This window comes from Sphingomonas gei (genome assembly GCF_004792685.1).
In the GTDB taxonomy this organism is placed as follows: Bacteria; Pseudomonadota; Alphaproteobacteria; order Sphingomonadales; family Sphingomonadaceae; genus Sphingomonas; species Sphingomonas gei.
On record NZ_SRXT01000003.1, the window covers coordinates 557,421 to 571,052 of the forward strand.

Sequence of the window (13,632 nt, forward strand, 5' to 3'; positions counted from 1 at the left end):
TCACTTGAAGACGAGGTTCTCGCGCGGTCCGGCCGGATCCTTGCGCAGCAATGCGATCACTTCGGCGCCTGCGAGCAATACCGGCCCATAGCCATGCCCGGCCCTGACATGGCGCGGGCGATAATAATAAAAGGCGTGCTCGAAGCCCATCCCCGTGCCGACGCACACATCCTCCACTTCGCCGGCCGCATTGACCTTGGTGGTCACTGCATTCCACGCGAGCACCGCCACCGGGGCATAGACGCGTCGATCGATCCAGCCGCGGTTGACGGCGCGGGCCAGGGCAAAGGCATACATCGCGCTGGCAGATGTCTCGAGATAGCTGTCCGGCCGGTCGAGCAACTGGTGCCACAGCCCCGTGCCGGACTGCATGCTGGCGAGCCCGGCGGCATGCGCACGCAACTGCGTGAGGATCGCCGGACGCCCCGGGTGATCTGCCGGCAATACCTCCAACAGTTCGACCATCGCCATGATCGCCCAGCCATTGGCGCGGCCCCAGAAGAAGCTCGGATGCGGATCCATGCCGTCCACCCAGCCGTGGCGGTAGAGTCCCTTGTTCGCGACGAACATCCGCTGCGAGAATTGCCGCACCTGGCGCACCGCGTCGTCGAAATAGCGCCGCTCGCCGGTCAGTGCACCCATCTGCGCGAGCGCGGGAACGCTCATATAGAGATCGTCGAGCCACAGGCTGTTCGGCATCGGCACTTGCCGGGCTAGCGTGGCATCCGACAGGCGGAACTGGCGGTTGGAGATCCAGTCGAGATAGAGGTCGATCTGCGCGCGGCCCTGTGTGACCAGCCCAGCCCGCTGCGCCTTGATCAGCGCCGCCGCCATCGCCCCCGAATCGTCGAGCTTGCCTGGCGCGAGCATCTGCTTGACCGGGGTCTGGTCGGCCGCCGTCTTCTGAATGCGATAGCGGTTCGCCACATCGACGATCGTGCCAAGCCGATCCGCGACGTACTGCGTGTAGCGCGCATCGCCGGTCACTTCACCCGCGAGCAGCGCGCCCGAATAGAGGACGCCCCATTCGTAGCTGGTGAGGCGATAGGCCGAGCGGAAGCTGCTGCCCGGCGCGAGCGCGCCGCCGGGGCGCCGGTCCTTGTCGCCGGTATCGACCAAGGCCGGCGAGGTCTCGCGGTCGACATAGCCGAGCACGCGATTCATCACCGCTTTGACTGCGGCCTCCGACGGGCGGCCATAGGGGATCGGATAAGCGGGTTTGAGCCGGGTAGGGGCGTCCATGACGTCGGTCACCGGATCGCGATGCATTCCGGAGGGCGCGGCAAGCTGCGCCTGCGCCACGGGCGCCTGCGTCAGCGCCAGCGTGAGAGGCACGACGGCGGTGCGGATCAGGATATGCGGCATCTTCCCCTCCAATGGCTCGCCGACCTTGGGTCGGCTGCACCCGTTCATTTTATGACATTCTATGCCATATGATGGCACCACGATCCTGGTGGCAACGCAAGCCAAAACACGAATGCGATCTTCCACTCGATTTGCAGGATGCTGATGCGCCGCGTTTGGCGTCGAACTGCACTGCCGGGAATATCAAATATTGCGAGTGTGTCCCATATGATGTAATTCCTCACCGGACGGCAAATCGCCGCCACGGGTGACACTGCAGGAATGCAGGCGCGAGGAGAGAGATTGATGAGGCTCCACGGTTCGATCGGCACCACTTCGGGCGTTGCCGCGCTCGCCTGGGCATTGGCGTTCGCCCCCGCAGCATCTGCGCAGGTCGAGGCGCAGCCCGCGCCGCAGGACGAGGCTTCGGAAGTCGTCGTCACCGGGATTCGGCAGAGCCTTGCTGACGCACAAAGCGTCAAGCGCAACTCGGCGCAGGTGGTGGATGCAATTTCGGCCGAGGATATCGGCAAGTTCCCCGACAAGAATATCGGCGAGGCGCTCCAGCGCGTTACCGGCGTTCAGATCACCCGTGCCGGCGGCGAGGGCCAGAGCATCTCGATCCGCGGCGCGGAGCCGGGGCTCAACCGCGTAGAGATAAATGGCCAGACGGCGCTTTCGACAGTGGTCGGCAGCGGCCGCGCGGTCGAGTTCCGCGACTTGCCGGTCGAGTTCGTCTCGCGAGTCGAAGTGGTGAAGTCGGCGACGCCCGACATGACCGAAGGCGGGCTGGGCGGAACGGTGCGCATCCTCACGCGCCGGCCTTTCGACAGCAAGAAGCCATTCATCGCCGGCTCGGTCCAGGGGATTTACGGCACGCTCGCCGACAAGGTCGATCCCAAGGTCGCGCTGATCGGTAGTACGTTGTTCAACAACGACACGATGGGCATCCTCGTCTCGGCGACCTATGAGCGGCGCAGCCTGTGGTACGACCAGTTGCGCACCACCGGCTGGCGTCAGATCGATCGCGACCCGGCAACCGCGGGCGTCCAGGCGCTCGACCTCAACGGGGACGGGAGGGGGGACTTCTACCCCGATATCCCGCGTCCGGTGATCAACCGCGAATCGACCAAGCGCGGCGCGATCAGCGGCGTCTTCGAATGGCGCCCGAACCCCGATTTCCGCGCATTCGTCGAGGGCACCTACACCAAGTCGAAAATGACGCTCGACAGCCAGTTTCTACAACTCAACACCGTCCAGAACATCGTCGACGGTGGTGTCGACCGCACCCGGACCACGATCGGGCCCGAAGACACTGCGACCAGCGTGACCTTCATCGGATCGCTCGCCGCGCCGAACGGGCTCGCGGTCAGCTATCGCAACATCCTCGGCACGCAGAACCGCAACACGTTCAACGCCCAGACCGGCTTCGACTGGACCTTGGGCCGGCTGACGCTGCAGGCGCGCGGCGGCTATGCCAAATCGCGTGCGTATAATAACGAGATCAACGCCACCGGGGCGGCGCTCGGCATCTCGTCGCTGACGATCGACTATGACAACGATCAGCAGGCGCCCAACATCACGCTGCCGCTCGACCAGACCACCTCGCAAGGGCTCAACCAGCTGATCGTGCTGCGGCGTCCGCGCTACAACGATCAGGAGGAGTTTGACGGGCGGCTCGATGCCGAGTTCAAGCCCGAGGGCGGCTTCTTCACTTCGCTCAAGGCCGGCGTCCAGAAGCGCGTGCTGACTGCCGACAGCCGCTATTTCGACCGGTCGGTCACGCTCAATGGCTATAACGGCCAGACGATTACCAACAGCTACGCCACCGGGGTGAGCTCGAACGTCACGGTCTCGACCGTTCCGTCGGCGCAGCTGACCCAGCAGATCCGCGACCTGGTCGCGGCCAACGCGACGCTCGGCGATCATGATTTCTTCGGCAATGCCGATCGCGGCTATGACGGCGGCATCCGGCGCTGGCTCAATCTGGGGATGCAGGTCGCGGATGCGGTCGGCGTGCCGGATCCGTTCGGCAATGCGGTGCCGCTCGACACCTGGGAAGTGAAGGACGACAATCTCGCCGGTTACGGCCAGGCGGCGTTCGCGTTCGGCGATGGAATCAGGATCACCGGGGTGACGGGTCTCCGCGTGGTCGATACGCGCACGACTTCGGACGGCTTCCAGGTTCGCGCCGGCACGGTCACGCCAGTGTCGTTCGAGGGACATTACACCGAGTTCCTGCCGTCGCTGAACCTCAAGGCCGAACTGATACCCAACCGCCTCCAGCTGCGCGCGACGGCCACCGAGGTCCTCGCGCGGCCCTCGCCTGCGCAGCTCGCCCCGCGCTTCGCGCTCGACGCAGTCGGGCTCACCGGCTCACGCGGCAATCCCGCCCTCGAGCCCTATCGCGCGCGGCAATATGATCTGGGGATCGAATTCTACGCGAACCGCACCGGCTATCTGTCGGCGACCTATTTCCGCAAGGAGATCGGCTCGTTCATCCAGAACGGCAGCGAGGCCTATGTCGAGCCGACCACCGGGGTCACCTACACCGTCACCGTGCCGGTGAACGGCACCAGCAAGGTGACGATCAACGGCGCCGAGGTCGGCGGGCAATATGTGCTCGATTTCCTGCCCGGCGCGCTCGGCAATCTCGGCGTGATCGCGAACTACACCTATTCGAAGGATTCGGGCTATGCCGATCGCGACGTGTTCACCGGCGGCGCGCTTTCCTTCCCCGGGCTGTCGCGCCACAGCTACAATCTGTCCGGTTTCTACGAAGACAGCATATTCAGCGCGCGGGTCTCGTATAATTGGCGCTCCAAATATCTGATCACGTCGCGCGGGCGCGGCAACAATCCCGAGTTCGGCGAGGCCTATGGTCAATGGGACGCCTCGGCAGGGGTCAACCTGAACCAGAACCTGTCGCTGTTCTTCGAAGGGGTCAACCTGACCAATGCAGTGCGTGCCGAGAATGCCAACAGCATCTACCGGCGGACGATCATCGAGAGCTTCGGCCGCCGCTTCTACGCCGGAGTACGCGCCCGCTTCTGATCCGCGGGCTCATCCATTCTGCTGTGGATCCGACGCGGCGAGATCGAGCTTGATCATTTCCTGCGCGCGCGCCTTTTGCCGCTGTGCGTGCCTGCCCGACGCTTCGTCGGGCAGCACGACGGGCACGGTCAGGCACATGCTCTGCGTCGGCAGCACGTCGCGCCACTGCTCGATGAGTTTCTTATAGGCTCTGCCGACCGGCCGGATCTTGCGGTCCAGATCGTACAGGCCGAGCGGATTGACGTTGCCGTTCTTCTCGCGAAGCGCGCTGTCCCAGTCGGTCTGGTCGGTCAGCGAATACCAGGTGAAGCCGACGACCGGCACGCCGTCGTTGCGGACGCGCAGCACGTTCGCCCATTGCTTCCACAGCCAGTCCACGGCTTCGGTCCCCAGCGGACCCTCGACCAGATTGGTCTCGGTATGCATCACCGGGAGGCGATAGCGATCATGATATTGGCGGGTGATCTCGCTATAGCCGAAGATCTCGCCCGAGGCGCTGGTCCCGCCCTCGGCATTAACGCGGTGCTCGTTGGTGACGTAATAGTCGTTCCCCATGATGCAATGCTGCTTCATGCGGTTCTGCAGGAAGAAATGATATTCCTCCCGCGTCATCCCGTTATCGAGCAGAAACTCGTACATCTCCGAATCCACCCGGCGGCCATAGTTCAGATCGAGTGAGAGGAATCTCTGCGAATTCATTACTTCCGCTGCTCGGATCGCCATCGGGCTCTCGGCATGGAAATATTCCGATGACTCGCTCTGGATGAAGATCGCGTCGGGGCGAAGCTTGAGGATGGACTGCATCGCGAGGACATTGGCTTTGACGAGATGCTTGAGCGCGGTGATGAATGCGCGGTCGCTGCTCAGTTGTTCGTTCCACCAGCCGTAGCGCGCCGAGAAAGTCGCGCAGATGAACATCTCGTTGACCGGGGTGTAAAGCTGCACCCAGGGGAAACGCTCGGCAAAAGCGCGGGCGTAGCGGCAGAATTGTTCGGGGAAGTCGGGATTCTGGAAATTCCCGAGCCAATCGGGGAGCCCGAAATGGCAGAGGTCGACGATCGGGACGATGTTGCGACGCTCGAGATCGGAGAAGGTAAGATCGGCGAATTCCCAATCGTAGCGCCCGGGTCCCAGCCAGGTCTTGTGAATCGGCGGACCGAAGCGGAGATAGCCGATGCCCATTTCCTGGACGAGCTGGAAATCCTCTTCCCAGCGCTGATAATGGCCGCAGCTTTCCATCTCGTCGATGCGTGTCCGGCCACCATCGATGGTGGGCACGCTGTTTTCTATCCCGGTGGCGAACATGAAGGTGGCGATGGTTGGTCTCCCGCTTGGCGTCTGGACAACGCAGGGGAGGCGATGCGGGCCCAATCGCGGTTCAATTCCCACTAACTAGGTAGGATAAAACTTGAGCGGCCTATAGTTTTTGTGTGCGTTCAAATCGGTGAAGCCGAGGGATAGTCGAAGGTGCAGCGTCAGGCGGCCGCCAGCGTGATCCGGTTTCCCGGGATCCGATGGATGCTCCGCCCGGTGCTGCAGAAAAGGGAGATTTATATATGAAGAAGTTACTCGCACTGGCGGCGCTGGGCCCCTTTGCGTTCGCGCTCTCGGCTTGCGGCGGTGGTGCGCAGAATGAGACCGTGGTCAACGAAACCACGGTGATCAACGCTGATGAAGGCTCGGCGTTCGGTAACGATACGCTCACCGATCCGGGCCTCGACAACCAGACGCTTGCGGGTAACGCTGCCGATGTCGTCGCAGACAATTCCGCGGTCGAGGCGCCTGCCAACGCGCACTGAGCGTCTCCTCACAAGTCCCGCCAGGTTAGCTCCCTAGGCGAAACTTGGCCCGGCCATCGCCGGGCCATTTCTTGTGCCGCAAACGTCCCAAGGGGATCGTGCCAGAAGAAAGATGAAGCAAGCTTCATCCACCCGCCACTGTCCCGACAGGAACATTGTGGCAGATCTGCCCGATGTTCTCGCGCGCACGCCCCCGAACCCCGCAGCGGTGGATCCCGACCTGGTTGGGCTGGGCCGGGATCCTTGTTGCGATCCTCGCACTGATCGTCGCGGGGCTCTATGCGAGCGCGGGCTTCTTCGATCGTGACCCGGTCCACCTGTTCGGCATGGGCGGCGCACGCAGGCCCGTCGCGGCAGTCTATTTCTCGGGCGATATGGGATTGCGTTTCGGCATGGGCCCCTATGTCGCCGATGCGCTCGCCGAGGCGGGAGTGCCGGTCCTCGGCGTGGCGTCCTCGACGGCATTTGCGTCGCATCGTACGCGTGCCGAGACCGATGCGATCGTGGTCGGCGCGATCCGCCAGACCTTGCAGCGCACCGGCGCGGACCGCGTCGTGGTGCTCGGCCAGTCGTTCGGTGCCGATATCGCGCGGGTCGGGCTCGCCGATCTGCCGCAGGCGCTGCGGGCGAAGGTTGCCGCGGCCGTCCTGGTGGTGCCGGGGCGCACTGCATATTTCCGCGCAGACCCGTCCGGGCTGAGCTATCGGGGCACGCCCGATGCCGACGCATCTGAAGCGCCGCTGCTGCGATGGCTGCCGCTTGTCTGCATCCGCGGCGCCGCCGAGACCGATACGCTGTGCCCTGCGCTCGTCGCACCCAATGTCCGGCGGATTGCGCTGCCCGGCGGGCATTTCCTGCGCAACGATCACGCCTTGCTCGTGCGCACGATTCTCGACGCGCTCGGCCCGTTTCTGAAGTCTCCGGAGAAATCATGATGCGCCTGTTTCCGGTCGTGCTCGCGATCCTGCTGTGCGGCAACGGCCCCGCCGCGCGCGTGCCCGCAGTCGCCGGCGCCGCGGCCGATCCGGTGTTTGGCACCTGGGCCAACCCCAAGCATACCATCGCCGTGAAGACGGCGCTGTGCGGGGGCGCATTGTGCGGCGCGATCGTAGACGCCACCGCGAAGGCGCAGAGCGACGCGCGCGACGCCGGAATCGAGCATCTGGTCGGTACCGAGCTGCTGCGCGCCTATCACAAGACCGGCAGCGGCCATTGGTCCGGAACCGTCTTCGTCCCCGATATGGGCCGGAGCTTCGCGTCACGCATCGTCCAACTGTCGCCGAACACGCTGCGCATATCCGGATGCATCTGGGGAGGCCTGATTTGCAAATCGCAGGACTGGACGCGCCTCTGAGCACGGGCGGTTTGACGGGCCGCATCCGGGCGCGGGTGCGGCCGTTGCGCGGACCGTTATTGCTGTTCGCGGTACTGATGATCACCGTGCTCGCGTTCGAGGCGGTGCGCGGCATCCTCGCCGAGGTCCGCTTTCGCGACATCCGCGGCGCGATCGCTTCTGTGGAAACTGGACGGATCGCGCTCGCCGGTCTGTTCACCGCCGCCAGCTATTTCGCGCTGACCTTTTACGATTGGTTTGCGATACGCACGATCGGCCGCGACCTGCCGTGGCGCACCGCGGCGCTCGCTTCGTTCACCAGCTATACGCTCAGCAACAATCTCGGCTTCGCGCTGCTGACCGGCGGCTCGGCGCGGCTGCGCGCTTATGGCGCGGCGGGGCTCGATTTCGGGGATGTCGCGCGGATCACGGTGATCGCGTCGGTAACGTTCTGGAGCGGCGTGATCGCGGTCACCGCGGCCGCCCTGCTGTTCGCCCGAACCGCGATAGCGCTCGGCCCCGTGACGATAGCGCCGCTGGTGCAGCATCTGATCGGGCTGCTCCTCATCGCGCTGATCGCGACCGCGCTGGCATTGCGGAGCCGCGGCGCCAGCGCGTGGCGGGTAGGGGGCACCGGGGTTCCGCTGCCGCGCGCGCGGCTGCTGGCGGCGCAGATAGGCATCGCGGCCATCGATCTCGCCTGCGCCTCCGCCGCGCTCTACGTGCTGATTCCCGGCGCGCCGCTCGCATTGTTCGGTACCTTCTTCCTCGCTTATGCGCTGGCGATCGTCGCCGGGCTCGTCACCCATGTGCCCGGCGGGCTCGGCGTGTTCGAAGCGACCATCCTGGCGCTGGTGCCGCTCGGCCATGCCGAGCTGTTCGCCGCCTTGCTGCTCTACCGCCTGATCTATTATCTGCTGCCGCTCGCGCTGGCGGGGGCGCTGATGGTGGCACTGGAGGGACATCGGCTGCGCAAGCCGCTGCTCGCGGGCCTCGGCGTCGCCGATGCCATCGGTCAGGCCCTCGCGCCGCCCTTGCTCGCGTTGCTCGTCTTCGTTGGCGGGCTCGTTTTGCTGGTGTCGGGCGCGCTGCCGGGTCTCCACGGGCGGATGTCCGTGCTCCGCGAGATCGCGCCGCTTCCGTTCGTCGAGGCCTCGCACTTCGCTGCCAGCCTGGTCGGCACGGCGTTGCTGCTCGTCGCGCCGGCGGTGCAGGCACGGCTTAGAAGCGGCTTTCACGCCGCGCGGCTGCTCCTCCTCGCCGGTGCGATGTTCTCCCTGTCGAAGGGCATCGATTTCGAAGAAGCGGGCGTGCTGCTCGTCGTGGCGGCTATGCTCCAATATGGCCGGCCTGCATTCTATCGGCGGGCCGGTATCGGCTCGGCACCCGTCGAGCGCTGGTGGTGGGCCGCCGCGCTGATCGCGCTCGCGCTCAGCGCCTGGGCGGGGTTCTTCGCCTATCAGCACATCCCCTATTCCGACGAGCTTTGGTGGGATTTTGCCTGGCGCGGCAACGCTCCGCGGTTTCTCCGCGCCATCCTCGGGGCGACGATATTGATCGCGAGCTGGGCGTTCTGGCGGCTCATGTCGGCCGCGCCGGCGGCGAGCGAACCGGCAACGCTCCTCGCCGAAGTTGCCGAAGCGGCGTTCGCCGCAGCCCCGCGCACGGACGCGCAGCTCGCCTTTACCGGCGACAAGAGCTTCCTCGTTTCCGCCGCGGGAGACGCTTTCCTGATGTACCGGGTGCAGGGCCGAACTTGGGTAACGATGGGCGATCCGGTCGGCCCGCCCGCGGCCTGGCCGGAGCTGATCTGGGAGCTTCGCCGCCGGTGCGACGCCGCACGCGGGCGGCTGTGCCTGTTCCAGCTGAGCACGGACATGCTCCCGCTCGTAGTCGAATTGGGGCTTCAACCCATGAAATATGGCGAGGAAGCGATGATCGACCTGGACCGCGGCTTCACGCTACATGGCAGCCTGTACAAGTCGCTGCGCCATTCCACCAACAAGGCGGTCGCAGCGGGGCTGGTGTTCGACGTGATTCCCGCAGCGCGGGTCTCCGCGCAAGCCCAGGCTCTGCGGCACGTCTCCGACGCCTGGCTTGCGGGCAAGTCGGGCCCCGAAAAGGGGTTCAGTCTCGGACGCTTCGATCTCGATTATCTGTCGCGCTTCGACTGCGCCGTGCTCCGCCTCGAAGGCGAGATCGTGGCTTTCGCCAACATATGGGAGACGCGCAACCGCGAGGAAATGTCGGTCGATCTGATGCGCCATCTGCCCGACACGCCATATGGTACGATGGACCTTCTGTTCACACGGCTGATGCAGCTCGGCGTAGAGCGCGGATTTCGACGATTCAATCTCGGCATGGCGCCGCTGTCGGGCCTCCAGCGGGGGCCGCTCGCCCCGGTCTGGTCGAGACTGGGTGGAGCAATATACGGCAATGGCGAGCGGCTTTACGGCTTTTCGGGACTGCGCGCGTTCAAGGGCAAATTCGGGCCGCGCTGGGTTCCGCGCTATGTGGCGCTGTCCCCCGGTATTTCGGTGCCCCGTGCGCTCGTCGATCTCGCGATGCTCGTCGGTGGATGAGCGCATGCCCCCGCGCCCATGATCGGTATCTTGAACAGCTTGCGCGGTTAGGGAGCGCTTCCTCAAGATCACGAACAGGCGTATTCCATGCCGACACTGCACTGACGATCCGTGTTATCTGCGGCGGGGGGAGGAAAGGGGAAATGTCCACGGCTACACGGAAGCAATTCCTGCGAAGGCCCGAAAGCCAGCCCATGCCGTTGCCGTCCCTGGGTCGCCCGGGGCAACCGGCGACGCTGAGCCGCTTCGCGATCAGCGACACCGCGGATGGTTCCGAGCATGAGGCGAATGACGTCGCGGCCCGAATGGATCGCGCCGACGAGCCTCTCCACGCCCGACCCCTTGGCGCCGGGACCTTCCACCGGATCGAGCCGCCGTCCGTCGTCCGCGACGCGATCGCATCGTCCGGTAGTCCGATCGAGCCGCAGGCCCGCGCTTATTTCGAGCCGCGTTTCAGGCGGGACTTCAGCGCGGTCCGGGTCCATTCCGACGCGCAGGCGGGGCAAGCGGCGGGGGTGCTCGGCGCGCGCGCTTATACCAGCGGAGACCACATCGTCTTCGGCGAGGGCCAATATCGTCCGGGCGGCGCCGACGGACGGAAGTTGCTGGGCCACGAGCTGACTCATGTCGTCCAGCAGGGCGGGCGACGCGACGTGCTGCAGCGGAGCCCGTTGTCGGACTCGGTCAAGGCCGCTTGGGCCGCGGAGCCCAAGATCGAGGCCTTGCTCGCGCGCTTGTCCCAGCCGGACGTCCAGGCCGCGCAAGGCGATGCCGATCTCGACGCGGAAATTGCACGGCTTCTCGCCGGCCGCCCCGACGATTTGTGGCTCGCGCGCAAGATCCGCGCCCACGAGCTCGGCAAGACCAATGGGGAGGCGGGCCCCAAGGACTTGTCTGGCAAGCCCGTCGCGCGGCCGGTCCAGGCATATTTCTTCCGCGGCTCGACCGAGCGGCGGGCGCTGGTGATCGCCGGCGTCCACGGATCCGAACGGCAAGGCGTGGAGGTGGTGGAAATGCTCCTGGCCGATCTTGCCAAGCAGTCGCAAGCACCGGTCCTGAGCGTGATCGTCGTCCCGACCCTGTTTCCGGACAGCAAGGCGAAAGCGGACGACATGGTCGGCAAGGGCAAAAGCGGCATGGACCTGCAGGCGGCGCGCGAAAGCGTCTTCGGAGGCAAATCGGTGGAGACCAACCGCAACTTCCCGAGCCCCTCCAAGGACCTGGCGGCATCGCGGGACGGCGGCGGCAAGGCGATCGATGCAGTCGGCAATGCCATCTCGCCCGAAAACCAGATGCTGATGGAGCTGATGGAGCGCTTCCGGCCGGAGCGGATCATCTCGGTCCATGGCACCTGGGACCCGGGTGCCGCCGGCGTGTTCTACGATCCGCGCGAACTCCGGGCAGAGGAGCGCGACGCGGCATGGCGCACCGGGCCGCGCAGGTCGCCGTCCTGGGAAAGCGAAGGGCACGGCGATGCCATGAATGCCGCGGAGCGCAAGCTCCACGAGCGGCAGGAGGCCGAGCTACGCGCGGCAGCATCGAAAACCGACCTCGGTCTGTCAGTCAAGGCAGCGGCCGAAATCGACAAAACGACAACAGCGATCAAGGGACGCGATAGTCGCGGGTTCGGCGGGGGAAGCCAGGGAGCGAAGCGCTCCAAGCATCCCTCGGTAGCCGGCAATGTCGGCAAGAGCGGCGATCTCGACTTTGGCTTCTGGAGCGGCGGCGTGAAGGAGGGCGTGTCGCTTGGCCGATATGCGCCGGCGCGCGGAATGTCGGTGTTCACGGTCGAGCCTCCACTCAATTATCGGAGCGATGACCCAAAACGGCTGGACAAGCTCACTGAGGCGGATCGCAAGATTGAGTTGAAAGCCTATGCGGACGCGATCCGGACCATCCTGCTCGGCAGCTAAAGCAGCTGATAACCGACAGGTCGCCCGGCGGTTGCTGCCCCCCACTTCTTGTCGCTAGGCGGCTCTTAGCTTCCTGCTTTCGCGCATCATCAGTTGGACGCGGATCTTCGCTTCTTTACGAGCGAATGATCAGAAACCGCGTGACGCGGTAGTAGGCAAATTCAACCAGTAGCCGACGATCTATCCAGCACTTATCATCTAATTTGACAGTACCCGTTTTGCGCGGCCGTGTGAGCCTTGCCCTTCCGGGCAACGGCGACGATGGTTCTCGCAATGGGTATGTCCGGCGTGGACCAATATCCTCTCGGCACCTGGAAAGTAACTGCCCTCAGCTTAGCAGGAAGTTCGGAATAGCCTTGCGCGATCCGCTGCGGGACGAAGTGGCATGTCCAAAAAGGTTGTAGCACTCTTCAGTCTATCACCCTAGCTTATATCAGGTGAGGTTTGAAGGAGAGAGTTTATGTCAGCTCGGCGCCGCCGAATCGTCGCGATAGCGATGCTCATCGCATCGTCGGCCTGCGTGCCGCGTGGCGGCCCCGTGCCCGGTTGTGTGCCTGCGCCACTCAAGGTCTCCGGCAGCACCGCAACACTTGAGATCGCGCCGGTGCTGCTCGCGGCGCGCGATCATTATCCGGCGGGCGCGGTGGTTACCAATGGCGGCATCGCCAATCTGATGAGTGCGATCCCGGCGCGCCAACCGCGCACGGATGGCCTTGCCGATGTCGCCACCCATGCCGAGACCCAGGCGCTTCGATATTCGGTGGGCAATCCCGATATCCGCATCATCCTAACGATCACCGAGGGCCGCTACCGCATCATCGCCCGCCGCTCAGCCGGGATCGCCCGCATCGCCGATCTGAAGGGCAAACGCATCGCCACGCTGGCGACCACGTCGGCAGGCTATTTCCTCGCCCGGATGCTGGCGCAGGACGGGATGACCTTCGCTGACATTACACCGGTGCGGATATCCCCGCTAGAGGGAATGGGAGCTGCCCTGGAGCGGCGCGAAGTCGATGCGGTGGCCATCTGGGAGCCACATGCAGATAATGCCGCGCGCGTGCTTGGGAACGATCTGGTCATATTCGCGGGCGACGGCGCCTATCGCGAAATGTTCAATCTCAACACGACTGCCGCCAATCTGGCTGATCCCGCCAAGCGGCGCCGCATGGTGGCGTTCGTCCGCGCGCTGATCGAGACGGCCGCCCAAATTCGGCGCGATCCGGCCGGCGCCCAGGCGCTGGTTGCGGCTACAGCAGGATTCACCGCGGACGAGGTCGGGCGGTCATGGGCGACGCTCGCTTTTCCGGCGGCGCTGCCGGCTGATCTGCTCGACATATTGGTTGAGGAAGAACGGTGGCTGGCTGCGCAGGATCGCCGCGCGCCGCGATCGCGCGAAGTACTTTCGCATCTCATCGACACGAGCATATATGCGGAAGCTCTTGCGATCGGTTGGCCATGATACTGATAGTCATAGATAAAATGAACGATTCAAATGCCCGGGCCGCCCCTTCGAATTTTAGGTTGTCAGCCTGTCTTATCTGACATAAACGATCGTCATTCGTTAATACGTAATGCGTTGTGTCACCTACGAACCCGAAACGGGCCGG

At 64.7% G+C, this 13,632-nt stretch carries 9 protein-coding genes; 7 read left to right on the plus strand and 2 right to left on the minus strand.

Going from position 1 to position 13,632, the window contains the following annotated elements; translation table 11 throughout:
* Positions 1 to 1,365, minus strand: coding sequence for a glycoside hydrolase family 88/105 protein (locus E5A73_RS09495; RefSeq protein ID WP_206366436.1), 1,365 nt, complete (start codon positions 1,363 to 1,365; stop codon positions 1 to 3).
* A 285-nt stretch (positions 1,366 to 1,650) separates the two neighbouring features.
* Here E5A73_RS09495 and E5A73_RS09500 point away from each other — a divergent pair, with 285 nt between their 5' ends.
* Positions 1,651 to 4,398 carry a TonB-dependent receptor gene (locus tag E5A73_RS09500; RefSeq protein WP_135963566.1) on the plus strand — a complete coding sequence of 916 codons (2,748 nt, stop codon included), beginning with the start codon at positions 1,651 to 1,653 and terminating at the stop codon, positions 4,396 to 4,398.
* Between the two features lie 9 nt (positions 4,399 to 4,407).
* Here E5A73_RS09500 and E5A73_RS09505 read toward each other — a convergent pair whose 3' ends face one another.
* The gene (locus E5A73_RS09505) at positions 4,408 to 5,676 is read right to left on the minus strand and encodes a family 1 glycosylhydrolase (protein WP_240700111.1); all 1,269 of its coding nucleotides are present in this window, start codon (positions 5,674 to 5,676) and stop codon (positions 4,408 to 4,410) included.
* 278 nt (positions 5,677 to 5,954) lie between these two features.
* Between E5A73_RS09505 and E5A73_RS09510 the strand changes: the two genes are divergently transcribed.
* From E5A73_RS09510 to E5A73_RS09535, 6 genes are all read left to right on the plus strand, one after another.
* Positions 5,955 to 6,197 carry an LPS-assembly lipoprotein LptE gene (locus E5A73_RS09510; RefSeq protein WP_135963568.1) on the plus strand — a complete coding sequence of 81 codons (243 nt, stop codon included), beginning with the start codon at positions 5,955 to 5,957 and terminating at the stop codon, positions 6,195 to 6,197.
* 173 nt (positions 6,198 to 6,370) lie between these two features.
* The gene (locus E5A73_RS09515; RefSeq protein WP_135963569.1) at positions 6,371 to 7,132 is read left to right on the plus strand and encodes an AcvB/VirJ family lysyl-phosphatidylglycerol hydrolase; all 762 of its coding nucleotides are present in this window, start codon (positions 6,371 to 6,373) and stop codon (positions 7,130 to 7,132) included.
* Complete coding sequence (locus E5A73_RS09520; RefSeq protein WP_206366437.1) at positions 7,132 to 7,551, plus strand: DUF2147 domain-containing protein; 420 nt, start codon at positions 7,132 to 7,134, stop codon at positions 7,549 to 7,551. Before E5A73_RS09515 ends, E5A73_RS09520 begins: the two co-directional genes overlap by 1 nt.
* A 77-nt stretch (positions 7,552 to 7,628) precedes the next feature.
* Positions 7,629 to 10,112 (plus strand): bifunctional lysylphosphatidylglycerol flippase/synthetase MprF, encoded by a 2,484-nt coding sequence (gene mprF, locus E5A73_RS09525; RefSeq protein ID WP_240700112.1) that lies wholly within the window; start codon positions 7,629 to 7,631, stop codon positions 10,110 to 10,112.
* A 194-nt stretch (positions 10,113 to 10,306) separates the two neighbouring features.
* The gene (locus E5A73_RS09530) at positions 10,307 to 12,025 is read left to right on the plus strand and encodes an eCIS core domain-containing protein (RefSeq protein WP_206366438.1); all 1,719 of its coding nucleotides are present in this window, start codon (positions 10,307 to 10,309) and stop codon (positions 12,023 to 12,025) included.
* A 460-nt stretch (positions 12,026 to 12,485) separates the two neighbouring features.
* Positions 12,486 to 13,484: an ABC transporter substrate-binding protein gene (locus E5A73_RS09535; RefSeq protein WP_240700113.1), complete on the plus strand. Its 999-nt coding sequence runs from the start codon at positions 12,486 to 12,488 to the stop codon at positions 13,482 to 13,484.
* Positions 13,485 to 13,632: the final 148 nt, after the last annotated feature.

Bases quoted from the DNA above. Each gene is read 5' to 3' on its own strand.
- E5A73_RS09535 (WP_240700113.1), top strand. From the start codon at position 12,486: ATGTCAGCTCGGCGCCGCCGAATCGTCGCGATAGCGATGCTCATCGCA.
- E5A73_RS09500 (WP_135963566.1), top strand. From the start codon at position 1,651: ATGAGGCTCCACGGTTCGATCGGCACCACTTCGGGCGTTGCCGCGCTC.
- E5A73_RS09495 (WP_206366436.1), bottom strand. From the start codon at position 1,365: ATGCCGCATATCCTGATCCGCACCGCCGTCGTGCCTCTCACGCTGGCG.
- E5A73_RS09520 (WP_206366437.1), top strand. From the start codon at position 7,132: ATGCGCCTGTTTCCGGTCGTGCTCGCGATCCTGCTGTGCGGCAACGGC.
- E5A73_RS09515 (WP_135963569.1), top strand. From the start codon at position 6,371: ATGTTCTCGCGCGCACGCCCCCGAACCCCGCAGCGGTGGATCCCGACC.
- mprF (WP_240700112.1), top strand. From the start codon at position 7,629: ATGATCACCGTGCTCGCGTTCGAGGCGGTGCGCGGCATCCTCGCCGAG.
- E5A73_RS09510 (WP_135963568.1), top strand. From the start codon at position 5,955: ATGAAGAAGTTACTCGCACTGGCGGCGCTGGGCCCCTTTGCGTTCGCG.
- E5A73_RS09530 (WP_206366438.1), top strand. From the start codon at position 10,307: ATGCCGTTGCCGTCCCTGGGTCGCCCGGGGCAACCGGCGACGCTGAGC.